18 protein-coding genes and 1 pseudogene are annotated in these 20,449 nt (G+C 62.4%); 15 read left to right on the top strand and 4 right to left on the bottom strand.

Annotation, left to right across the window (positions count from 1 at the left end; genetic code table 11):
* Positions 1-76, top strand: a pseudogene (locus AC1Q67_RS16870) (outer membrane protein); the annotation flags it as partial.
* 107 nt (positions 77-183) lie between these two features.
* On the opposite strand, the gene AC1Q67_RS16865 reads toward AC1Q67_RS16870, so the two are convergent.
* Positions 184-1,314 carry a zinc-binding dehydrogenase gene (locus AC1Q67_RS16865; RefSeq protein WP_492236445.1) on the bottom strand — a complete coding sequence of 377 codons (1,131 nt, stop codon included), beginning with the start codon at positions 1,312-1,314 and terminating at the stop codon, positions 184-186.
* Positions 1,315-1,486: 172 nt separating this feature from the next.
* Here AC1Q67_RS16865 and AC1Q67_RS16860 point away from each other — a divergent pair, with 172 nt between their 5' ends.
* From AC1Q67_RS16860 to AC1Q67_RS16830, 7 genes are all read left to right on the top strand, one after another.
* Positions 1,487-2,398 carry a LysR family transcriptional regulator gene (locus tag AC1Q67_RS16860; protein WP_492236444.1) on the top strand — a complete coding sequence of 304 codons (912 nt, stop codon included), beginning with the start codon at positions 1,487-1,489 and terminating at the stop codon, positions 2,396-2,398.
* A 189-nt stretch (positions 2,399-2,587) separates the two neighbouring features.
* Positions 2,588-3,622 (top strand): ABC transporter substrate-binding protein, encoded by a 1,035-nt coding sequence (locus AC1Q67_RS16855; RefSeq protein ID WP_492236443.1) that lies wholly within the window; start codon positions 2,588-2,590, stop codon positions 3,620-3,622.
* A 20-nt stretch (positions 3,623-3,642) separates the two neighbouring features.
* Positions 3,643-4,350 (top strand): isochorismatase family protein, encoded by a 708-nt coding sequence (locus AC1Q67_RS16850; protein ID WP_492236442.1) that lies wholly within the window; start codon positions 3,643-3,645, stop codon positions 4,348-4,350.
* Between the two features lie 53 nt (positions 4,351-4,403).
* A complete protein-coding gene (gene rutC / locus AC1Q67_RS16845; RefSeq protein WP_492236441.1) occupies positions 4,404-4,796 on the top strand; it encodes a pyrimidine utilization protein C in 393 nt (130 codons plus the stop codon).
* Between the two features lie 2 nt (positions 4,797-4,798).
* Positions 4,799-5,578 carry an ABC transporter permease gene (locus tag AC1Q67_RS16840; RefSeq protein WP_024577105.1) on the top strand — a complete coding sequence of 260 codons (780 nt, stop codon included), beginning with the start codon at positions 4,799-4,801 and terminating at the stop codon, positions 5,576-5,578.
* 46 nt (positions 5,579-5,624) lie between these two features.
* Complete coding sequence (locus tag AC1Q67_RS16835; protein ID WP_492236440.1) at positions 5,625-6,467, top strand: alpha/beta fold hydrolase; 843 nt, start codon at positions 5,625-5,627, stop codon at positions 6,465-6,467.
* Positions 6,467-7,264, top strand: a complete 798-nt coding sequence (locus tag AC1Q67_RS16830) for an ABC transporter ATP-binding protein (RefSeq protein ID WP_492236439.1) — start codon at positions 6,467-6,469, stop codon at positions 7,262-7,264. Before AC1Q67_RS16835 ends, AC1Q67_RS16830 begins: the two co-directional genes overlap by 1 nt.
* Before the next feature lie 29 nt (positions 7,265-7,293).
* On the opposite strand, the gene AC1Q67_RS16825 is transcribed toward AC1Q67_RS16830, so the two are convergent.
* Positions 7,294-8,193, bottom strand: a complete 900-nt coding sequence (locus tag AC1Q67_RS16825; RefSeq protein ID WP_492236438.1) for a LysR family transcriptional regulator — start codon at positions 8,191-8,193, stop codon at positions 7,294-7,296.
* A gap of 94 nt (positions 8,194-8,287) precedes the next feature.
* Here AC1Q67_RS16825 and AC1Q67_RS16820 point away from each other — a divergent pair, with 94 nt between their 5' ends.
* The 4 genes from AC1Q67_RS16820 to AC1Q67_RS16805 all read left to right on the top strand — a co-directional run bounded on the left by AC1Q67_RS16820 (position 8,288) and on the right by AC1Q67_RS16805 (position 13,020).
* Positions 8,288-9,262 (top strand): NAD(P)H-dependent flavin oxidoreductase, encoded by a 975-nt coding sequence (locus tag AC1Q67_RS16820; protein ID WP_492236437.1) that lies wholly within the window; start codon positions 8,288-8,290, stop codon positions 9,260-9,262.
* A 70-nt stretch (positions 9,263-9,332) separates the two neighbouring features.
* Positions 9,333-10,523, top strand: coding sequence for an ABC transporter substrate-binding protein (locus AC1Q67_RS16815; protein ID WP_492236436.1), 1,191 nt, complete (start codon positions 9,333-9,335; stop codon positions 10,521-10,523).
* Positions 10,524-10,588: 65 nt separating this feature from the next.
* A complete protein-coding gene (locus AC1Q67_RS16810; protein ID WP_492236435.1) occupies positions 10,589-12,109 on the top strand; it encodes an acyl-CoA synthetase in 1,521 nt (506 codons plus the stop codon).
* Between the two features lie 137 nt (positions 12,110-12,246).
* A complete protein-coding gene (locus tag AC1Q67_RS16805) occupies positions 12,247-13,020 on the top strand; it encodes a sulfite exporter TauE/SafE family protein (RefSeq protein ID WP_492236434.1) in 774 nt (257 codons plus the stop codon).
* A gap of 12 nt (positions 13,021-13,032) precedes the next feature.
* Here the strand turns inward: AC1Q67_RS16805 and AC1Q67_RS16800 are convergent, their stop codons facing one another.
* Entirely contained in the window at positions 13,033-15,153 is a 2,121-nt protein-coding gene (locus tag AC1Q67_RS16800; protein WP_492236433.1) for a molybdopterin-containing oxidoreductase family protein, read from the bottom strand.
* Positions 15,154-15,360: 207 nt separating this feature from the next.
* Between AC1Q67_RS16800 and AC1Q67_RS16795 the strand changes: the two genes are divergently transcribed.
* On the top strand, positions 15,361-17,694 hold the full coding sequence (locus AC1Q67_RS16795) for a xanthine dehydrogenase family protein molybdopterin-binding subunit (RefSeq protein WP_492236432.1): 2,334 nt from the start codon (positions 15,361-15,363) through the stop codon (positions 17,692-17,694).
* A gap of 175 nt (positions 17,695-17,869) precedes the next feature.
* Here AC1Q67_RS16795 and AC1Q67_RS16790 read toward each other — a convergent pair whose 3' ends face one another.
* Positions 17,870-18,745 carry an SDR family oxidoreductase gene (locus tag AC1Q67_RS16790; RefSeq protein ID WP_492236431.1) on the bottom strand — a complete coding sequence of 292 codons (876 nt, stop codon included), beginning with the start codon at positions 18,743-18,745 and terminating at the stop codon, positions 17,870-17,872.
* A gap of 77 nt (positions 18,746-18,822) precedes the next feature.
* Here AC1Q67_RS16790 and AC1Q67_RS16785 point away from each other — a divergent pair, with 77 nt between their 5' ends.
* Both AC1Q67_RS16785 and AC1Q67_RS16780 read left to right on the top strand, forming a co-directional pair.
* Positions 18,823-19,089, top strand: coding sequence for a DUF7662 domain-containing protein (locus AC1Q67_RS16785; RefSeq protein ID WP_024577115.1), 267 nt, complete (start codon positions 18,823-18,825; stop codon positions 19,087-19,089).
* A gap of 135 nt (positions 19,090-19,224) precedes the next feature.
* Positions 19,225-20,424: an ABC transporter substrate-binding protein gene (locus AC1Q67_RS16780; RefSeq protein ID WP_492236430.1), complete on the top strand. Its 1,200-nt coding sequence runs from the start codon at positions 19,225-19,227 to the stop codon at positions 20,422-20,424.
* The last annotated feature ends 25 nt before the right edge of the window (positions 20,425-20,449 follow it).

Below are 20,449 nucleotides of genomic sequence, written 5' to 3'. Positions count from 1 at the left end.
GGACGACCTCCACACTGTGAAGGTTGGCGTCAACTACCACTTCAACTGGGGTGGCCCGGTCGTCGCGAAGTACTAAGAAATACCAATAATTTCTCCAGACAACTTAAGGCCCCGGTTTCCCGGGGCCTTTTTGTTGGACTTCGAAAAGTATCGAACGCATCCGCTGCCTGGAAGCGGGAGCGATCAGGCCTTGTTCGGATTGATGAGAAACTTCTCACCCGTTGCACGCTTGCCGTAGGCCGCGATGTTCGAGAGCTGCAGCGCTTCCTGAAGCGACACGACTTGCGTGTAATGACTGGCAAATGTGGTCTTGAGTTCGGCGGCAACGCGTTCGCGCAGCTTCTGCGCCTCGGCTGGTCCGATTTTTTGCAGGAACGGAAACAGCAGCCAGCCGCCGATGCCCCAGGCCATTCCGAAATTTCGGTTGATCTCGGTCGGGCGCATGTCGAGGCCGCCGTAAATGTAGACCTGCTTGTGAACGGTCGATCCGTAGCGGCTGTAAACCTTCGCAGTCTTGTTGGCGGCAACTTCCATGCAGCTCAGAATCTGGCCTGCCAGTTTGCCGCCGCCGATGGCGTCGAATGCCAGCGTCGCGCCGGTTTCCACCAGCGCCTGGGTCAGATCGTCCATGAAGGTCGCGGCGGAGGAATTGCAGATGTGGGTCGCGCCGATCTTGCGGAGGATTTCCTCTTGCTCGGCATTGCGCACGATGTTGACGAGGCCGATGCCGTCCGCGATGCAAATCTTGTTCAGCATCTGGCCGAGATTAGACGCCGCGGCGGTATGCACGAGTGCCTTGTGTCCTTCCCGTCGCATGGTCTCGGTCATGCCCAGTGCCGTCAGCGGATTGACGAAACTCGACGCGCCTTCTGCTGCTGTCGTTCCGTCGGGAAGTACCATGCAGTCGGCAGCCTTGATGCAGCGGTATTGCGCGTACATGGCTCCGCCGATCATTGCGACCATCTTGCCCATCATCGCCTGCGCCCTGCTGGAGCTTCCAGCCGCGACAACGACACCGGCGCCTTCATTGCCGACAGGCATCGATTCATCGAGGCGTCCTGCCATCGCTTTCATCAGCGGTTCCGGAACCGATGCTGTGACAACGACGCTGTCGCCAGCGCCGGACGATTTAGCCGTTGTCATATCGGCGGTGCCCAGAAGCAGGCCAAGGTCGGATGGATTGATCGGCGAGCCTTCGACCCGGACGATAACTTCGTCGGCCGCCGGCTCCGGAATCTTGACCTTGGCCAGCGACAGTTCGAGTTCGCCGCTCTTCTTGATCAAGGAGCGAAGCTGAAGTCCCTCGAAACCCATGTTGATCTCCCGTGACAAATGACGTCTTGTTTAAAACGCGTACCATATCCTGCTGTGGCGGAGCGCACTTTGCGATGGATTGAAGCCCGCAGGCAATGAGGGGATTCAAATATAAAATGCTTGGCGGCCGCAGCCACACGAGCGCTTTCCGGCCGCGTTTTGCGGGGGTGAGATGCGTTTTCTGACGCTGAAATACTTCAACGCGGTTGCAAAGCTTGGTTCGATCCGCAAGGCAGCGGACCGGCTTCATGTCGCGCCATCGGCGGTTAGCAGGCAGATCGCGCAGCTTGAGCATGAGCTCGATGCGGTGCTTTTCGAACGTTCCAAAAGCGGTGTGCGGCTCACCGCGGCCGGCGAAGTCCTCGCCCGTCAAAGCCATCGTATTTTCCGCGACCTCGACCGCGCGCGTGCCGGGATCGACGATCTTCGCGGTCTTCGCCGCGGTGAAGTGAGCCTCTGGGTCATTGAGGGATTCGTTACGGGCTTGTTGCCGACTATTCTGGCCGAGTTTCAGCGTCGCTATCCTGCCGTTGCCTTCAAGGTTCAAACTGCGTCGACGGATCGGATCACCGAGGCACTGCTGGAAGACGAGGCCGATATCGGGATCACGTTCAATGCTTCGCCGCGCGCGGAGATCGAAACCATCGCTGAATTTCCGGAGCCTATTTCCTGCCTGGTTGCCGGCGATCACAAGTATGCAGGCCGCAAGAGTCTGACCCTCGAGGAAATCTGCAAGGAGCCCCTCGCGCTTCCCGACCACAGCTTCGGCATCAGACAATCGTTCGAGCGAACGGTTGCAAGACACAAGCTTGTTCCAAGGGTGCTGGTGACAACGAATTCGCTGGAGCTCACCAACACGATGGCCGTCACAGGCCAGTTCATTGCGTTCAAGCCGGCGCTCGCTGTGATCACCCAGCTCGGATCTGGTCAGCTGCGTGCCATTCCGGTGGCTGATGCCGAACTGGCTTCTGCGCGCTCCAGCATCAGCGTCCACCGGGACAGGCCGCTGTCGCATGCGGCGCAGGAATTTCTCAAGCTGCTGACCACGGCGATCAGGGCATCAAAGGCTAAAACCCGCAAATAGGGGGTGTTGCCTTTTTTGCAGGATCGCATGACAAATTCTCGACTTTTAACAACGATAAATGCTCCCTAGCCTTCACTTGCGGTGTTTGGGAGGAGGAATGACCTTCGTGCGGTGCGAATGGGGTGATTTCTTCTCTTCCCGGACGGCCCGTCGTGTCCGGTAACAGGCCATCTTGTCAGGAGACTACGTATGACCTTGCGCAAACCCGAAGGAGCGACGACTCGCCGCAGCCTCTTGATGGGCGCCGGTGCCCTCGGCATGTCCGCGGCATTTCCGATGCCGGGCATCGCGCAGGGCCGGACCAAAGTGATCGTGTCCGAGGCCATCCATATCGCGCTCTATACGCCGCTCTATGTCGCGATGCGCAAAGAGATGTTCGCGAAACAGGGCCTCGACGTTGAATTGTCCACCGCAGGCGGGATCGCTGTGCCTGTCTCGGTATTGCTTGCCAATCGGGCGCAGTTCGCGCTGACCGGCACCGGCATGTCAGTCAACTCCACCCTCGAAGGCGGCAAGATGAAATGCATCGCCAAGGTCGCGGGCGGTATTTCACTCTTCGCGATCGCGAAGCCCGGCCTCAAGATCAATTCGCTGGCTGATCTGAAGGGCAAGACCATTGCCACCCTGCGCTTCCCGTCCAACACGATTTCCACACCGACTTATCTGATGCGCAGCGTCGGCGGGTTCGATCCGAAGGAAGCCGGCGTGAATTTCCTCGAACTGCCGCCCGGTGCACAGGCGGCCGCCGTCAAAGACGGCCGCGCCGATCTCGCCATCGCATTCGACTGGGACGCCAGCATCGGCGTCACCCAGTTCGGGCTGGAGGTGGTTTACTCCTTCGCCGACATTCTCGGGCCTATCGCCTTCTCGTCCGTGTTCGTCACCGAGCCGTATCTCAAGAGCAACGGCGAAACGGTTCAGAAATTCACCAATGCTCTCGCGGAAGCGATGAAGCTGCTGCACTCCGACCCGAGCACTTTCGAGGAGGTCAGCCGGCAGGAATTTCCAACCGTCGCGCCGGATGTCGTCAAGCTCGGCGCGAAGAACTTCATGACCACGAAAAACGTGGTGCCACGCAACCCGGTCATCACCAGGGAAGACTGGGATGCGATCATGAAGCACGAAAGCGGCGCGGGCACGCTCAAGAAGACACTGCCCTACGAAGACATGGTTGATACGACGTTCGCCACCAAGGCGGCGTCCGACTTTGGACTGAAAAGCTGACCTCAAAACCGAACATCATCATGACCCTGCCTCAGACGTTGCCGCGTCACGACAACAGCCTTGTGCTCGGCGCCAAGCCGGACGAATTCCCTCTCTCGCCTGATGAGACCGCGCTCATCGTTGTCGACATGCAGAACGCCTACGCGTCGCCAGGCGGCTATCTCGACCTTGCCGGATTCGATGTGACAGGCGCCAAGCCGGTGATCGCTGCGGTGGCAGAGACCATCGAAATCTCGCGCAAACTCGGTTTTACGATTGTCTTTTTCCAGAACGGCTGGGATGCGGAAAAACAGGAGGCCGGCACACCGGACTCTCCGAACTGGTGGAAGTCGAACGCGCTGAAAACGATGCGTGCGCGGCCGGAACTCGACGGCAAGCTCATCACGCGCGGGACCTGGGATTACGAGCTGGTTGAAAAGATCAAGCCGCTGCCCGGCGAGATCGTTCTGCCGAAGCCGCGCTACAGCGGTTTCTCCGGTACCCAGCTCGACGGAATGCTGCGGGCGCGGCGGATTCGCAATCTGGTGGTGGTGGGCGTCGCCACCAATGTCTGTGTGGAATCCACCATCCGCGATGGCTATTTCCTGGAATACTTTCCGATCATGGTGAAGGACGCCACGCTCCAGGCCGGTCCGGCCTCCTTGCAGGAGGCCACGGTCTACAATGTCGAAACTTTTTTCGGCTGGACCACCACGGTCAGCGAGCTGCGAAGCTTGACCAACCGCTGACGTTTTCTGTCCCATCAGTCATAACGATTCGCCAAGAACCCAAGGAGCCCGATATGCCCCGTAAGCCAGTTGTTCCCGCCGGCTCGCCTCCTCCGATGGCGCCCTATTCGCCGGGTGTGTTGGCGGACAACGTCCTCTATGTCTCCGGCGTGCTGGCCATGGATGGCAGCGGCAAGACCGTGGGTGTCGGCGACGCAACGGCGCAGACCCGCGCCGTCCTCGAGTCCATCAAGAGCATCGTCGAAGCCGCAGGCGGCACGATGGCCGACGTCACCATGAATTCGATCTTCCTCAAGGACCTCGGCGACTACGCCGCCATGAACGCGGTCTATAAGGAATTCTTTCCGAACGAATTCCCGGCGCGCTATTGCATTCGCGCGGATCTCGTCAAACCCGAATTCCTCGTGGAAATCGCGTCCATCGCGCATCTGCCCAAGGCCCGCTGAGCATGGCGGAACAGGCACAACAGCGCGGCCTTCTCATTTCGCCGTGGCTGCTGATCCTGCTGGGACAGATCGCGCTGACGGTCGGCTTCCTTGGTTTGTGGGAAATCGCCATTCGGGCCGAATGGCTGCCGGTCTATCTCTATGGCCAGCCGAGCGGCATCGCGAAGAAGTTCGTCACGCTTCTGTCGGACGGAACGCTGTTGCAGTCCACCCTGGTCACCGGCCTCGAATCCCTGATCGGATTTGTGATCGGTTGCTTTTTCGGCAGTGTCGCCGGACTCGGACTGTGGTTGACCCCGCGGTTCGCACTCATGCTGCGGCCGTTCATCGTCGCCGCCAACGGTCTGCCCAAGATTGCGCTGGCGCCGCTGATCATCGTCTGGTTCGGCATCGGGATCGAATCCAAGATCGCCATCGCCGCGATCATCACATTCATCGTGTCGCTGATGACCGCCTATAGCGGCGCACAGGAGGTCGATCAGGATCTGATCCGGCTGATGCGCTCCCTCGGTGCGTCCCGGTGGCAGACGTTCAGAAAGATTGTGGCCCCCGCGACCATGCCGTGGATCATCTCAGGCCTGCGGCTGAATGTCGGGTTCGCCCTGATCGGCGCGGTGGTCGGCGAATACATCGCCGCCAAGCAGGGGCTCGGTTATCTCGTCTATTACGCCGGGACGCTCTACGACCTCAACGCGGTCTGGGTGGGCCTGTTCGCGCTGATGCTGCTGGCGCTGGTGCTCGACTACAGCGTCACGCTGCTCGAACGGTGGCTCAGCTACTGATGCCGCTCCCAACGACAAGACACTTGCAAGAACAACGGAGAGTTTGATGCCGGTAGCTCAGGTGAACGGAACCGAGATCGCTTACGAGGTGATCGGCAAGGGCGAGCCCGTCCTGCTGGTCGCCGGCATCGGCGGCGCGGGAAGCTATTTCAAGCCGAACATCGAGGCCATTGCCGCGAAACATCAGGTGGTGCTGCACGATCATCGCGGGACCGGCGGCTCGCGTCAGGATCGCATCACTTATTCAGTCCCGCAAATGACCGACGACATGGTCGCGCTGATGGACGAACTGAAAATCGAAGCCGCGCATATCGTCGGCCACTCGACCGGCGCGGCTATGGCGCACGACATGGCGCTGCGCTTTCCGTCGCGTATCAAGAGCGCGGTTCTGTACGCGGGATGGGCAACCTCCGACGCTTACTTCAGGCGGTGCTTCGAGGTCCGCAAGCGCGTTCTGCAGACAAGCGGTCCGCTGCATTACGTCAAGACCACGCCGCTGTTTCTCAATCCGCCCTGGTGGGTCAGCGCGAATATCGCGCGCCTTGAAGCCGAAGAGCCCGCCGCAGCGGCGGCGCTGGCGCCGACAGACATCATGCTGAGCCGCATCGACGCGATCTGTTCGTATTCGCCGGGCGAGGAGTTGCGGAAGATCACGTGTCCCTGTCTCATCACCTGTTCCAAGGACGATCATCTGACGCCGCTGTTCTACTCGGAGCGGATGGCGAAGCTGATGCCCAAGGCCGACACCTTCTATTTCGAGACCGGCGGCCACGCCATCTCGGTGGTGCTGCCGGATCAATTCAACGCCGTCGTGCTGTCGTATCTCGACGCGGTAATTGCCGGGCGCAAATGGCAGGCGCCAGAATTGACCTATCCGGAGATCGCCTGATGGCTGATGCAGCCGCTGCCACCGGAGACGTCCTGACCGCCCATGAGGTGGGCATGGTCTTCAACGCCGAGAGCGCGAATCCGGTTCGCGCGCTGGGCAACATCTCCTTCGGTCTGCGCAAACGCGAGGTGCTCGCCATCGTCGGACCGTCGGGCTGCGGCAAGACCACCCTGTTCAACATCATCGCGGGGCTGATTTCGCCGACGATGGGCAGCGTGTCGGTCAACGGCGTGCAGGTGGCGGGCGCCAAGGGCCACGTCGGCTACATGCTGCAAAAGGACATGCTGCTGCCCTGGCGCAGCGTGCTGGACAATGTGACGCTGGGTCTGGAAGTGCGCGGTGTGGCGCGCGCCGAGGCCGAGGAAATCGCGCATCGGCTGATCACATCCTATGGCCTCGGCGGTTTCGAGAAAGCCAAGCCTGCGACATTGTCCGGTGGCATGCGCCAGCGTGTGGCTTTCATGCGAACGCTGGCGTTCGATCCCGACGTGATCCTGCTGGACGAGCCGTTTTCAGCGCTGGATTTTCAGACCCGGCTCCTGCTGCAAGGTGAAGTGCAACGGATCATCCGCGAGCGCGGCAAGAGCGTGATTCTGGTGACGCATGACATCGGCGAAGCGATCACCATGGCCGACCGCATCGTTGTGATGACCAACCGGCCCGCGACGGTGCGCAGCCTGCACACCATCGAATTGTCCGACGCCGAGCGCGACCCGGTGACCATTCGCACCAACCCGCTCTACAACGAGTACTTCAACCGGATATGGTCGGAGCTCGAGATCAGGCGCGAGGTGTAAGCCGAGCAGGGTTTCACGCTCAGGCAGCCTCATGCCTTTGCCGCGCCGCTGAGCAGGACACGATCCGCCCGCGAGCGCTGGGTGACGAAATTAATCACCGCACGAACAGCCGGCAGATCGATCAGATCCGGATGCGCCAGCAGCCAGATGTCGGAAATCCCGGCGAGCTTGTCCGGCGCGACGCGGATCAGGTCGTCGTGGGCATCGGCGACGATGCAGGACATCGCGCAGATCCCGACGCCGGCGCGGACCGCCGCCAGCATGTCGGCCTGCGATGAGCAGCGCATCACCACGGTCGCTTCCCGCGCGACATGATCGCTCCAGCGTCCGAGTTCGGCGTTTGAGGCACGGTCCGCGAAGCCGACGATGTTGTGACGCTTCCAGTCGTCGCGATGCTGGGGGAGGGAATGGCGCGCGGCGTAGGTACGCGAGGCATAGAAGCCGACGCCCAGCCGCGCGATCTTGCGGCCGACCAGGTTCTCGTCGCCGCTTTGATAAATGCGCAGCACGATATCGGCCTCGCGCTTGCGGACGCTGACGGGGAACGGGTGCGTGACGAATTCGATCTGAACGTCGGGGTGGGTCTCGATGAAGGACGCCATGTGCGGCATCAGCCAGTAAGCCGCTAGCGTCGGGCCGATCGAGAACTTGACCAGACCCCGCGCTTTCGTTCCGGTAGCCGAGACCGCGGCTTCGGCCCGCAGCGCCGCTGCTTCCATAGCCATAGTGTGTTCGCGGAAGCGGCGGCCCTGCGCTGTCAGCGCCAGCCCGTCATTGGAGCGGACAAACAGCTTGGTCCCGAGCTGCGTTTCGAGCGCCGCGATTTCGCGGCCCACGGTCGGATGACTTGAGCGGAGGCGGCGCGCCGCGCCGAGATAGCTGCCGGATTCGGCAACGGCGATGAAGGTCCGGCAAAGATCCCAGTCCATCTGTTCAATCCTGAAGCTGAAACTGTTCAATATTGGACATTGGGGGCGCCGGTCAAGATGTTATCGTTGCTCACATTCAAACAGGACAAATCCGATGCCGCTTCCCGCCTCGCTTACCGGTACGCTTGAATTGCCCGTTCTCGGCTCGCCGCTCTTCATCGTGTCGGGTCCTGAGCTGGTGATCGCGCAGTGCAAGGCCGGCATCGTCGGCTCGTTCCCGGCGCTGAACGCGCGGCCCGCCGAGAAACTCGGCGAATGGCTGACCCAGATCGAGGACGAACTCGGCGAGTATCAGGCGAAGAATCCGGACAAGAAGGTCGCGCCCTACGCGGTCAACCAGATCTGCCACGCCTCCAACGACCGGCTCATGAAGGACATGGAAACCTGTGTGAAGCACAAGGTTCCGGTCATCATCACCTCGCTGCGTCCGCCGTCCGAAATCGTCGAGGCCGCGCACTCCTATGGTGGCGTGGTATTCCACGACGTCATCAACGTGAAACATGCGCGCAAGGCTGCCGAGCAGGGCGTCGATGGACTTATCCTCGTCTGCGCGGGTGCGGGCGGTCATGCCGGCACGCTGTCGCCCTTTGCTCTCGTGCGCGAAGTGAAGCAGTGGTTCAAGGGTACCATCCTGCTCTCCGGTGCGATCTCCGACGGCTGGGGTATCGCGTCGGCGCTCGCGCTCGGCGCGGACATGGCCTACATGGGCACGCGCTTCATCGCGACCGTCGAGGCCAACGCCGATCCCGCCTACAAGAAGGCGCTGACCGACTATGCCGCTCACGACACGGTCTACACCAACCTGTTCACCGGCGTTCATGGCAATTACCTCGGCCCGTCGATCGCCGCCGCCGGCCTCGATCCAGACAATCTGCCGGTTGCCGACAAGACCAAGATGAACTTCGGCTCCGGCGGGAACATGAAGGTCAAGGCCTGGCGCGATATCTGGGGCTCGGGACAGGGCATCGGCCAGATCACCGACATTCCGCCGGTCGCGGAACTGGTGGAACGCCTCAAGACCGAATTCGCCGAAGCGCGAGGAGATTTCCTGATGCGCGCAAGCGCCTGACGGAAAACGGGGCACGCGCGCATAAGCGCGGCCCACCACAAGAAAACAAACAAATCAGGGAGGAGACACCATGAAGGCCTTATCACGTCTTGCGACGGCCATGCTGACGCTTGCCGCGTGCGGAATCACGCAGGCACATGCGGATAACAAGGGTGAAATCCGCATCGGGCAGACCTTGCCTTACAGCGGCCCGCTGTCGGGCTTCGGTATGATCGGCCGGGTGCAGGAAGCGTACTTCGAGAAGATCAATGCCGAAGGTGGCATCAACGGCCGCAAGATCAAGTTCATCAGCATGGATGACGCGTACTCGCCGCCAAAGACGGTCGAGCACACGCGCAAGCTGGTCGAACAGGACGAAGTGCAGGTGATGTTCGCTTCGCTCGGCACCGCGACCAACAATGCGGTGCATCGTTATCTCAACGGCAAGAAAATTCCGCAGTTGTTCGTTCTCAGCGGCGCGACCAAGTGGGCCGATCCGAAGGGCTTCCCCTACACCATGCCAGGCATGGCGGCCTATGCCTCCGAGGGCGTGATCTACGCCAAGCATATCCTGGCGACGAAACCGAATGCGAAGATCGCCATTCTCGCGCAGAACGACGACTTCGGCCGCGACTATGTCAGCGGCTTCAAGCGCGCGCTCGGTGACAAGGCCGCGACCATGATCGTAGCCGAGGCGAGCTACGAGGTGACTGCGCCGACCATCAACTCGCAACTCGCGACACTGAAGGCATCCGGCGCCGACGTGCTGTTCGGCGTGGTGCTCGGCAAGTTCACCTCGCAGTTGATCAAGGGTATTGCCGAACTCGGCTGGAAGCCGGACATGACGTTCCTGCCGACATCGGCGGCCTCGATTTCGTTCCTCGCACCGGCGGGGTTGGAGAATGCCGTCGGCATGATCTCGTCCAGCAACCAGAAGGACGTTAACGATGTGCAATGGGCGAACGATCCCGGCGTGAAGGAGTTCTTCGCGTTCATGAAGCAGTACATGCCGAATGCGGATCTCAACAACTCCAACTATTCCGCCGGCTATCACTATGCGCAATTGATGGTCGCCGTGCTCAAGGCCTGCAAGGACGATTTCAGCCCCGAGAACATCAGGCACCAGGCTGCTTCGCTCAAGAACGTCGAGCTGCCGCTGCTGTTGCCGGGCATCACTGTGAACACCGGGCCCGACGATTACCTGCCGTTCCAGCAACTGTTGCTGCGCCGCTTCGACGGCAAGAGCTGGGTTGGATTCGGCAAGGTTCTCGACGATCAGTAAATGTAACGAGGGCGCGCTGCAGAGATGCGGCGCGCCCGGTCTCCCTCTTCAGCCGGAACGACGTCATGATTATCAGTGGTGACCGCCAGATCAGCACGCCTGAAATCCAGGAGCGTATCGCGCGCGCCGCCACCGGCTTCAAGGCTCTCGGCCTCCGCGACGGTGCGCCTGTCGGCTTGATGCTGCGTAACGATTTTGCGCTGTTCGAAGCGTCTGCCGCTGCGGCGATGCTGGGTTCGCCGGTGGTGCCGATCAACTGGCACCTGAAGGCGGAAGAGGTCGCCTATATTCTGGCCGACAGCGGCGCGCACAGCCTCGTGTGCCACGCGGATCTGTTGCCGCAGATCAAGGCCGGCCTGCCGAAGCGGTTGCCATTGCTGGTGGTGACAACGCCGCCGGAAATCGCCGAGGCTTTCGGTGTGCCGCCTGAACTGGCGCGCGTGCCCGAGGGCCGGGTGGATTGGGATGTTTGGCGCGACGGATTTGCGCCCTCCAGGGAAGCGCCGGGCCGCGCAACGCCGATGTTCTATACCTCCGGCACCACAGGCCGGCCGAAGGGCGTGCGGCGTCTGCCCATGCTGCCGGAACAGATGGCCGCGGCCGAACGGGTCAGCGCCATCACGTACGGCCTGAAGCCGAATGAAGATCAGGTCGTTCTGATGAACGGGCCGATGTATCATTCGGCCCCCAGTTCCTACGGCATGCTGGCGTTCCGTCACGGCTGCACCATCGTCCTGGAGCCGCGCTTCGATCCCGAGGATCTGCTGCAGCTTATCGAGCGGCACAAGGTCACCCACATGCACATGGTGCCGACCATGTTCGTGCGGCTGCTGCGGCTGCCGGACGAGGTGAAGGCAAAGTACGATCTTTCGTCGCTGCGATTTACGGTTCACGGTGCTGCGCCCTGTCCGGTTCCTGTCAAGCAGGCGATGATCGCGTGGTGGGGGCCGGTGGTTCACGAGTACTTCGGCTCGACCGAGACCGGGATTCCGATCTGGCACTCGGCACAGGAAGCGTTGGCGAAGCCCGGCACCGTCGGGCGCGCTATCGAAGGCGGCATCGTCAGGATTTTCGGCCCGAACGGCGAGCCCTGCGGTGTCAATGAGATCGGCGAGATCTTCATGCGGCAGACCGCGATCCCGGATTTCGATTATCACCGCAAAGCAGGTGCGCGCGAGGAAGCCGGCCGTGAGGGTCTGATCAGCGTCGGTGATGTCGGCTATCTGGATGAAGACGGCTATCTGTTTCTCTGCGACCGCAAGCGCGACATGGTGATTTCGGGCGGGGTCAACATCTATCCGGCGGAGATCGAGAACACACTGATCGGGATGGAGGGCGTGCGCGACTGCGCCGTGTTCGGCATTCCGGACGACGAATTCGGCGAACGGCTGTGCGCCTGCATCGAGCCTGATACCGGCGCCGCGCTGACGCCGAAGGACGTGCAGGATTATCTGCGGAAGCGGCTGGCGAACTTCAAGGTGCCGAAAGACATCAACTTCCTTGAAGCCCTGCCGCGCGAAGCCAGCGGCAAGATCTTCAAGCGCAAGCTGCGCGATCCGTACTGGGAAAATCGCCAGTCCGCTTAATCAAACCACCGGCGCGTCTTGCAGACTTGTTGAAAGCTGGCGAATCTTGCGGTTGCCGGTAGTCCCGCCCTGAAATCGTGTCATGCTGTCCTGAACGGAACAGCACGGCGGCGAACCGCCGGCGGGGGGCGACCGGTATGATCTCCTTGGCGCAGGGCTTGCTTGGAGCGGCATCGGGCTCGCTTGTCGGCTTTTCTCTCGGCGTCATCGGCGGCGGCGGGTCGATTCTTGCAGTGCCCCTGATGGTGTATCTGGTCGGCGTGCCGAATGCGCATGTGGCAATCGGCACCAGCTCGCTCGCCGTCGCAGCAAGCGCGGCCTTTGGTCTACTTATCCATGCGCGCACCGGCACGGTGAAGTGGGGGTGCGCGTCGGTGCTCGCCGGCGCAGGTGTGATTGGAGCGTTTCTCGGTTCACTGGTCGGCAAGATGGTCGACGGGCCGCGGCTGCTGACGATGTTCGCGCTTCTGATGCTCGTGGTTGCTGTCTTGATGCGGCGGCGCCGCGATTATGCCGGCAACAAGTCTGTTCAGTTGAGCCGGGCCAATGCCCCGTCGCTCATCGGGGTGGGGTTTGCCACCGGCATGCTTTCCGGCTTCTTCGGTATCGGCGGCGGCTTCCTGATTGTGCCGGCGCTGGTGTTCGCGACCGATATGCCGCTGGTGTACGCGGTGAGTTCCTCGCTGGTGGCCGTGCTGGCCTTCGGTCTCACCACTGCAACGAGCTACGCATTCTCCGGTCTGGTGAACTGGCCGCTGACGGCGGTCTTTATCGTCGGCGGTCTGGCTGGTGGATACATTGGTGTGAAATCAGCGCATCTGCTGGCGAGCAGGCGGACATTGCTCAACGACGTTTTTGTGGCGGTGATTTCCTGCGTCGCGATCTACATGCTGATCCGAGGCTGGATGTAACGACGAGCCTGCCTACGCCGCGCGCCTGATCCAGACGCGGTTGTCATGGAACGCCGCGCCGCCATAGGGCGCGATCGGATCGGCACCCGTCAGCGTATTGATGCCGCGGCCGTCTTCATAGGCATGGTTCGGCCAGATCGATTCGGCGATCAGCACGCCGCGCCGCATGCCATCGAAGGATTTGGCGTGAAGCCGGACTTCGCCGCGCTCGTTGCCGAGGATCACCTTGTCGCCGTCGGCGATCGATAGCGCCGCCGCATCGTCGGGATGGATCATCACCGTCGGCCGCTGCTCGCGGCTGAGCGAGGTCGGCGTTTCGTTGAAGGTGGTGTTGAGGAAGTTGCGCGCCGGTGACGTGGCAAGACGAAACTTGTGATGCTCGTCGGCTTCCTCGATCACCGTCCAGTGATCCGGCAATTGAGGGAGATCGTCCACCGGGCCAGAAAGCCCCGGACTGCGGAACGGCACCGTTGGCCAGTCCGGCTTGAAACGGAATTTTCCGTCAGGCCACGCAAAGCCCCTGGTGTAATGCGCGGTCTCGAAATCCGGCTGGCAGTCGATCCAGCGTTCGCGCTCGAGATTTTCCAGCGTGCCCCAGCCCGATTTTTGCAGCGTCCAATCGATGATCTCGCGCGGCGTCATGTCGAAGCCGCGATGTTCGGCACCGAGACGTTTGGCGAGGCTGACAATCACATCATGGTTGGAGCGGCATTCGCCCGGCGGCTCGATCAGTTTCGGGCCCGCGATAATGTATTGATGCCCGCCGCCCTGATAAACGTCGTCGTGCTCCATGAACATCGTGGCCGGCAGCACGAGGTCGGCGACCTTTGCCGTCTCGGTCATGAACTGTTCGTGCACGCAGACGAACAGGTCGTCGCGCGCGAAGCCCTGCTTGACGCGGGTCTGGTCCGGCGCGACCGACACCGGGTTGGTGTTCTGGATCAGCATCGCCGTTACCGGCGGCCCATTGAACAGCGCGTCGGCGTCGCCGCACAGGATTGCGCCGATGCGCGACTGGTCGAGCATGCGGATCGACGGATCGACCACATCGAGCCCCTCGATCAGCGAACGGTCCCAGTGATAGATCGCGCCGTTGTTGTGGAATGCGCCGCCGCCCTCATGACGCCACGCGCCGGTCACCGCTGCGATACAGCTTGCGGCATGCATGTTCGGCGCGCCGTTGCGTGAGCGGGAGAAACCGTAGCCGAGCCGGAAATAGGTGCGCGGCGTATTGCCCACCAGCGCCGCGAATTCCTCGATGGTTTCGACCGGGCAGCCGGCGATTTTCGAGGCCCATTCCGGGCCCCGGCTTTGCAGATGGTGCTCAAGCTCGCGCGGGGCATCGGTATGCTGCGCAAGAAAATCGCGATCCGCCTTGCCGTCGCGGAACAGGCAATGCATCACCGCGCAGGCGAGCGCGCCGTCGGTACCCGGCCGCACCAGCACCGCGAGATCGGCCTGCTCCATGGTGCCGTTCATGTAGACGTCGACCGCAACAATTTTCGCGCCGCGTTCCTTCCGCGCCCGCGTCGCGTGGGTCATGACGTTGACCTGGGTGCTGACCGCATTGGTGCCCCAGATCACGACGCAGTCGGACTGTGCGATTTCGCGCGGATCGGGACCGGCGAGCTTGCCGGTGCCGGCGACAAATCCGGTCCAGGCCGGATTGACGCAGATGGTGGAATGGAAGCCGGAGTACTTCTTGGCATGGCGCAGACGATGGATGCCGTCGCGCATCACAAGGCCCATGGTGCCTGCGTACTGATAGGGCCAGACCGCCTCGGAGCCGTACCGTGCTTCGGCCTCCAGGAATTTCCCGGCAACCAGATCCAGCGCATCGTCCCATGAAATCGGGGCGAAGGTGCCGGAGCCTTTTGCGCCGGTGCGGACCAGCGGGTTCGTCAGGCGGTCAGGATGATGAATCCGCTCGGCATAGCGGGCGACCTTGGCGCAGATTACCCCCGCCGTGTAGCCGTTGTCCCGCGCGCCGCGCACCCGGCCTATGGTGCGCTCGTCGAGCACGTCGACTTCAAGGGCGCAGGTCGAGGGGCAATCGTGCGGGCAGGCGGTCGCCGCGACCCGTCGAGGCACAGATCCTGGCGGCACGGATTTGGGGCGGAGCATTTCATTCATTGCAGCGACCTTAATCTGCGCGGGCGGACATGCAAGGTCAGGGCTGTCCTGCGGGACCATGAAAGCCCCACTTCCGGCGCATGGCGGAAAACCATTCCACGGACTCAACTCCCCATGCCGGATTGTGCTAAGCGGAACCCGCATCGGGACCGGGTGCCGCCTGTCCGGCGGCTTCGCTCGCGTCCAGTCTGGTTTGAAGGAACACCGATGAACATTCTGCCCTCCAACCTGCGCTTTGGCGCGGGCCAATCCGTCAAGCGCCTCGAAGATCAGCGGCTTCTCACAGGGCAAGGACATTTCATCGACGACAAGGCGCAGGACGGCGCGTTGTGGCTTTACGTGCTGCGCTCGCCGCACGCCCACGCCAGGATCACCGCGATCGACACCAGCGCAGCACTGGCCATGCCGGGCGTTGCCGCCGTCTATACCGGAGCCGATCTGGTCGCGGACGATATCGGCACCATCCCGACCCTGCCGATCTTCAAGCGGCCCGACGGTTCGCCGATGGCCGCGCCGCCGCGGCGTCTGCTGGCGCACGACGTTGTCCGCTTTGCCGGCGAGCCGGTCGCGGCTGTACTTGCCCCATCACGTGCCGATGCGCAGACGGCCGCCGAGGCGATCGTCGTCGATTACGAGATTTTGCCGGCGGTTGTCAGTCCGGCCGATGCGCTGGCGCCCGGTGCGCCTGTGGTCTGGCCGGATGCGCCGGACAATATCGCCGCCGCCATGAGCTACGGCGATGCGGCTGCAACGGAAGCCGCCTTCGCGAAGGCCAGGCACGTCGTCTCGCTCGACATCACCAGCCAGCGGCTGGTGCCGTCGGCGATGGAGCCGCGCAGCACCATGGCGGAGGTCGACAAGAAGACCGGCCGTCTCACGCTGCATGTCCAGAGCCAGACACCGACCGCAACGCGCGACATTCTTTCGGATGTTGTGCTCAAGCGTCCGAAAGACAGCGTTCATGTGATGGTCGGCGATATCGGCGGCGGCTTCGGCCACAAGGTCAATCTCTATCCCGAAGACGGCATCGTTGCTTATGCGGCCACGAAACTGAAGCGCACCGTGCGCTGGCGCGGCGACCGCATCGACGACTTTATCGGCGGATCGCATGGCCGCGATCTCACATCCACCGGTGAATTCGCGCTCGATGAAAAGGGCCGCGTGCTGGCGTTCCGTGTGCGCTCGCTCGGCGGCACCGGTGCCTATCTCACCGGCGCGGGCGTGATTATTCCGCTGGTGCTCGGACCGTTCGTTGCCACCGGCGTTTATGATCTCCCGCTGATTCACTTCGACATCAAGGCGGTGCTCACTCACACCGCGCCGACCGGCCCGTATCGCGGCGCCGGACGGCCGGAAGCGGTGTTCATCGTCGAGCGATTGATGGATGCCGCCGCGCGGCAGATCGGCATGGACCCGCGCCAGATCCGCAAGGTGAATTACATCAAGCCCTCGCAACTGCCCTACAAGAACGCGGTCGGCGAAGTCTACGACAGCGGTGCTTTCGCGCACATGATGGAGCGCGCCTCGAAGCTCGCGGACTGGGACGGGTTCAACGCGCGCAAGAAAGCCGCGAAGAAAAAGGGCCTGCTCTACGGACGTGGTCTCACCAGCTACATCGAATGGACCGGCGGCCGTGTGCACACCGAAAAGGTCACGTTGTCGGCGACCGCCGAGGGCCGCGTGGTGTTGCAGTCGGGCACCCAGGCGATGGGGCAGGGACTTCAGACCAGCTACTCACAGATGGTGGCGGGCGCGCTCGGCATTCCGCTCGACCGTATCGATGTTATCCAGGGCGACACGGACAAGGCGACGGGCGGCGGCAGCGTCGGTTCGCGCTCGCTGTTCGTCGGAGGCACCGCAACCGTCGTGTCGGCCGGCGATCTGATCCAGAAGGCGCGCGAGAAGGCGTCGCATGTGCTCGAAGCTTCTGTCGGCGACATCGAATACGGTGATGGCGTGCTGACGGTGGTCGGCACCGACCGCCGGGTCAGTCTGTTCGATCTCGCCAAGGACGAGAAGGACTCGCGCCTCAGCGTCGAGAGCAAGGGCGAGGTGGACGGGCCGACCTGGCCGAACGGCACGCATATCTGTGAAGTCGAGATTGATCCCGAAACCGGCGTGACCCGCGTGGTGCGTTACACCACGGTGGATGACGTCGGCGTCGCCATCAATCCGATGCTGGTCACCGGTCAGGTTCACGGCGGTGTCGCGCAGGGCATCGGACAGGCGCTTTATGAAGGCGTGGTGTACGATTCCTCGGGGCAGTTGCTCACGGCGAGCTATCAGGACTATTGCATCCCGCGCGCCAGCGACATGCCGGGCAGCATCGATGTGACGCTCGACGACTCTGCGCCGTGCAAGACCAATCCGCTCGGCGCGAAGGGCTGCGGCGAATCCGGCGCCATCGGCGGTCCGCCATGCATCGTCAACGGCGTGATGGATGCGCTCAGCGATCTCGGCATCACATCGCTGCAGACACCGCTGACGCCGGTGAAAATCTGGGATGCGATTCAGCAGGCCAAAGCCACGAAGGCGGCGTGAGGTAAGGGTTATCGTTCAGCCCACCTCTCCCGTGGGGAGAGGTCGACTTCGCGTCAGCGAAGTCGGGTGAGGGCGTAGAATCTCTCGATAGATTTAGATCTCCTCACCCCAACCCTCTCCCCGCAGGGGAGAGGGAGAGCACCGCGGATGCGCCGACATTTTTACCAAAGCTGCTCTAGCCCGGCCCTTCGCCGGCCGCGCGCAGCGCGCGCAAGCCCTCGCGATAGGTCGGATAGGCGAGCGTGACGCCAAGTTCGTTGCGCAGCAGATCGTTCCGCACGCGCTTGCTTTCGGCATAGAACGAGCGGCCCATCTCCGTCAGGCCGGCGTCTTCAAGACTGATCTCGCGCGGCGGCGCGACGCCGCAGAGCGAGGCCGCGAAGGTGACCACATCCTGCGGCGGCGCGGGCTCATTGTCGGTGACGTTGTAGATCGCGCCCGAACGCGGCCGGTCGAGTGAAGCGTCCACCGCGCGCGCGATGTCTTCGACATGGATGCGGTTGAACACCTGTCCGGGCTTGATGATCCGGCGTGCGGTGCCGCGCGCCAGTTGCACGAGCTGGCTCTGGCCCGGACCGTAAATGCCCGCAAGCCGGAAAATCTGCACCGCAATGCTGTTCGCGGCACCGAAGGCGAGCCACGCCTGTTCGGCGGCGGCGCGCTCGCGCGAGCGCGCATTGGTTGGCGTCGCAGGCGTCCGTTCATCGACCCATGCGCCGCCGTGATCGCCATAAACGCCGATGGTCGAGAGATAGCCAATCCAGCGCAGGTTGGGAGCCGAGGCGATTTGCCTGGCGTAAGCCGCAAGTACGGGATCTCCGCCGGTACCCGGTGGAACAGAAATCAGCAATGCCTCGCAGGCTGCGATATCGGAATCGATAACGTCATCGCGGCCATCATGTCCGAACACCCGCGCGGTCACGCCTGCGGCGGACAGCGTGCGCGCCTTGTCCTGCGATCGTACGGTGCCGGTCACGGTGTCACCGCGGGCGAGACGGCGCTCGGCGATGGTTCTGCCGCTGAAGCCCAGACCGAAGATAAACAGATTCACGAAAAACCCTGTTCAAGAGAGGCGATGCGACGTACCTATCGGCTCACTTATCTCTTTTCAATGATGGAGTCCCGCGTTTGGGCGACTACGATCCACTCCGCGAGTATCTCTCGCAGCAGACCAAGGACGAACTCGTGCTAACCTTCGAGGAGATCGAGGATCTGCTGGGGTTCGCGCTGCCGCGCGCGTCGCAGCGGGCGTCATGGTGGGAGAAAGAGCGCAACCCTGAAAACGCGCGCCCGCAGCGGGATGCAATCCGCGATGGAGGTTATGAGGCGACCCGGCTCGCGGACGGAAAGGGAGTGCGCTTCCGCAAACTTTCTGCCGGCCGGTTCAGGCGCTGATTCCTCGGTCTCAATTCCTTGTGCGCCGCAAAATCTTTGCGCGCGCTGCACAGAGCCGATGCGAAAGTTCAATGCCCCGCGCGAACCCGATGCCGCTATAAAGGCCTCTCAAACAAGAATAACTGGGAGCGCAATATGACATCGAAGTTTCTCGCCGCAGCGGTCGCGGCGTTCAGCCTGACGACGGCACTGCCGGCTTCCGCGCAGCAGGGCGTCAAGATCGGCATTCTCAACGATCAGTCCGGCGTCTATGCCGACTATGGCGGCAAGTGGTCCTTTGAAGCAGCCAAGATGGCGGTCGAGGAGTTCGGCGGCTCGGTGCTTGGTCAGAAGATTGAAGTTGTCTCCGCCGATCACCAGAACAAGCCGGACCTCGGCGTCAGCATTGCGCGCCGCTGGTATGAAGTCGAGAACGTCGACATGATCACCGAGCTGACCACGTCGTCGGTTGCGCTCGCAGTGCATGATCTCTCCAAGCAGATGAAGAAGATCGACATCGTTGTCGGTGCGGCGACCTCGCGTCTGAGCGGCGATGCCTGTCAGCCTTACGGTTTCCACTGGGCGTATGACACCCGCGCGCTCGCCTACGGCACTGGTGGCGCGCTGGTGAAGGCCGGCGGCGATACATGGTTCTTCATGACCGCCGATTACGCGTTCGGCCATGCGCTCGAAAAAGACACCGGCGACTTCGTCACACAGCAGGGCGGAAAAGTCGTGGGCGCGGTTCGCATTCCGCTGAACACCGCCGACTTCTCCTCGTTCCTGCTGCAGGCCCAAAGCTCGAAAGCGAAAATCATCGGGCTCGCCAATGCCGGTCTCGACACCACCAACTCGATCAAGCAGGCGGCGGAATTCGGCATCGTCAAGGGTGGCCAGAAGCTCGCGGGGCTTTTGCTGACGGCGGCAGAAGTCCACGGCCTGGGTCTCGAGGCCGCGCAGGGCCTGGTGCTGACGGAGGGTTACTACTGGGATCGCGACGCGCGCTCGCGCAACTTCGGTGAGAAGTTCTTCAAGCGCACCGGCCGGATGCCGAACATGATTCAGGCCGGCACCTACTCTGCGACCTTGTCGTATCTGAAGGCTGTCAAGGCGGCAGGCACCAAGGACACCGAAGCGGTGGCCAAGAAGCTGAAGGAACTGCCGGTCGATGACGACTTCGCGCAGGGCGGCAAGGTGCTCGAAAACGGCCGTATGGTTCACGACCTCTACCTGTTCGAGGTCAAGAAGCCGTCCGAGTCGAAGAAGCCCTGGGACTACTACAAGGAGCTGGCGGTGGTGCCGGGCGACAAGGCATTCCCAACCGCGAAGGAAAGCGGCTGTCCGCTGACCAAGTAAGGCGACCACGATATCCGGTCCGGCT

Source organism: Afipia sp. GW823-FHT06G09 (genome assembly GCF_058794875.1).
Note: the sequence above shows the minus strand (reverse complement) of the source record. Positions and strands in the feature narration are given on the sequence as shown.

Coding starts and splice junctions, on each gene's coding strand:
- AC1Q67_RS16840 (WP_024577105.1), top strand. CDS start 4,799: ATGGCGGAACAGGCACAACAGCGCGGCCTTCTCATTTCGCCGTGGCTG.
- AC1Q67_RS16795 (WP_492236432.1), top strand. CDS start 15,361: ATGAACATTCTGCCCTCCAACCTGCGCTTTGGCGCGGGCCAATCCGTC.
- rutC (WP_492236441.1), top strand. CDS start 4,404: ATGCCCCGTAAGCCAGTTGTTCCCGCCGGCTCGCCTCCTCCGATGGCG.
- AC1Q67_RS16800 (WP_492236433.1), bottom strand. CDS start 15,153: ATGAATGAAATGCTCCGCCCCAAATCCGTGCCGCCAGGATCTGTGCCT.
- AC1Q67_RS16825 (WP_492236438.1), bottom strand. CDS start 8,193: ATGGACTGGGATCTTTGCCGGACCTTCATCGCCGTTGCCGAATCCGGC.
- AC1Q67_RS16830 (WP_492236439.1), top strand. CDS start 6,467: ATGGCTGATGCAGCCGCTGCCACCGGAGACGTCCTGACCGCCCATGAG.
- AC1Q67_RS16815 (WP_492236436.1), top strand. CDS start 9,333: ATGAAGGCCTTATCACGTCTTGCGACGGCCATGCTGACGCTTGCCGCG.
- AC1Q67_RS16820 (WP_492236437.1), top strand. CDS start 8,288: ATGCCGCTTCCCGCCTCGCTTACCGGTACGCTTGAATTGCCCGTTCTC.
- AC1Q67_RS16860 (WP_492236444.1), top strand. CDS start 1,487: ATGCGTTTTCTGACGCTGAAATACTTCAACGCGGTTGCAAAGCTTGGT.
- AC1Q67_RS16810 (WP_492236435.1), top strand. CDS start 10,589: ATGATTATCAGTGGTGACCGCCAGATCAGCACGCCTGAAATCCAGGAG.
- AC1Q67_RS16835 (WP_492236440.1), top strand. CDS start 5,625: ATGCCGGTAGCTCAGGTGAACGGAACCGAGATCGCTTACGAGGTGATC.
- AC1Q67_RS16855 (WP_492236443.1), top strand. CDS start 2,588: ATGACCTTGCGCAAACCCGAAGGAGCGACGACTCGCCGCAGCCTCTTG.
- AC1Q67_RS16850 (WP_492236442.1), top strand. CDS start 3,643: ATGACCCTGCCTCAGACGTTGCCGCGTCACGACAACAGCCTTGTGCTC.
- AC1Q67_RS16780 (WP_492236430.1), top strand. CDS start 19,225: ATGACATCGAAGTTTCTCGCCGCAGCGGTCGCGGCGTTCAGCCTGACG.
- AC1Q67_RS16865 (WP_492236445.1), bottom strand. CDS start 1,314: ATGGGTTTCGAGGGACTTCAGCTTCGCTCCTTGATCAAGAAGAGCGGC.
- AC1Q67_RS16805 (WP_492236434.1), top strand. CDS start 12,247: ATGATCTCCTTGGCGCAGGGCTTGCTTGGAGCGGCATCGGGCTCGCTT.